Source organism: Actinotignum sp. usb-actsch-213, from assembly GCF_059085665.1.
On sequence record NZ_JBHNSQ010000062.1, the window covers coordinates 1 to 1,403 of the forward strand.

The window sequence follows — 1,403 nt, forward strand, 5'->3', positions numbered from 1 at the left end:
TAAATGCTTGATTTGACTAAGAAATTGAGGATTAACTATGACTATGACGGATGCTCGTGCTACTGGCCCAGAATCTCCCGCTCGTGCTTTACGCCGGGAATTTATTGACGACGATCTACTCGACCGTTTAGTAGAGTCTTCTAGCGAACGTGGTATCGGTTTAACTGGCGAAAACGGGTTTCTACCAGAACTAATCAAGGCTGTCCTTGAGAGAGGTATGCAAGCCGAACTAACAGATCATCTCGGGTATGAAAAACATGACCGGGCCGGGCATGGTAGCGGGAATTCACGTAACGGCACGTCACCTAAAACACTTCAAACCCAGGTAGGACCGGTAAGGATAGACCAGCCCAGAGATCGGGCTGGAACCTTCACATCACGCCTAGTTCCTCCCGGCCAGCGCCGGATGGGTGGCCTGGATGACATGATTATCTCCCTGTATGCCGGGGGCATGACGATCCGGGAAATCCAACACCACCTAGAAGCTACTATCGGTACCCAAATATCCCATGAGACGATCTCGAATATTACCGAGGCTGTTCAAGAGGAAGTCATTGCCTGGCAGACCCGCCCGTTAGAAGCGTTTTATCCAGTGCTGTTCCTGGATGCTATCCACGTGAAAATCAAAGACCATAACCGGGTTGCCTCCCGGGCTGCTCATATCGCTATCGGCGTGGATTGTGATGGTATCAAACACGTACTAGGGATCTGGGTGCAAGCACATGAGGGCGCGAAGTTCTGGGCTGGTGTTTGCGCTGAGCTAGCCAATCGTGGTGTTCAAGACGTGTTAATCGTGGCTTGTGACGGGCTGGCTGGTTTCCCTGAAGCGATCACGGCTACCTGGCCAAGGGCAATCATTCAAACGTGTGTGGTCCACTTGATCCGTGCCTCGATGCGGTTTGTGTCCTATCAAGACCGTAAAGCCGTGGCAGCAGCCCTCAAGCCTATCTATACGGCACCTAACGAGGAAGGCGCGCTAGGTGCTTTGGAGGCGTTTAAAGAAGGAGAGTGGGGGCGTAAATACCCGGCGGCGGTAGCGGCCTGGCAGCGGGCTTGGGACCGGTTTATTCCGTTCTTGGCTTTCGGTCCGGCTACTCGTAAAGCGATCTATACGACGAATAGTATTGAGTCGTTGAATTACCAGCTACGTAAAATTATTAAGAACCGTGGGCATTTCCCTTCTGATGGGGCAGCGGTCAAACTCATGTGGCTAGCCATCATGAATATCGAGGATAAACGTGCCAGGCAGCGAGCTAGGGATGCTGTACGACCCAAGGGTAGTGCGCGTAAAGGACCTGGCCGGCTTATCGAAGGGCAAGGCGTGCAGGGCTGGCAGAAAGTATTAGGCGAGTTATCCCTGCACTACCCAGACCGGTTCCCAACCAACTAAACAAAACCATTTA

Annotated in this window: 1 protein-coding gene; it reads left to right on the top strand. The window is 52.5% G+C overall.

The genetic code is table 11. The features are described 5' to 3' along the window. The first annotated feature begins 43 nt into the window (after positions 1-43). Positions 44-1,390, top strand: coding sequence for an IS256 family transposase (locus tag AC5RK6_RS06445; RefSeq protein WP_394373877.1), 1,347 nt, complete (start codon positions 44-46; stop codon positions 1,388-1,390). Positions 1,391-1,403: the final 13 nt, after the last annotated feature.

Excerpts from the sequence above, each read along its gene's own strand:
- AC5RK6_RS06445 (WP_394373877.1), top strand. The coding sequence starts at position 44 with ATGACGGATGCTCGTGCTACTGGCCCAGAATCTCCCGCTCGTGCTTTA.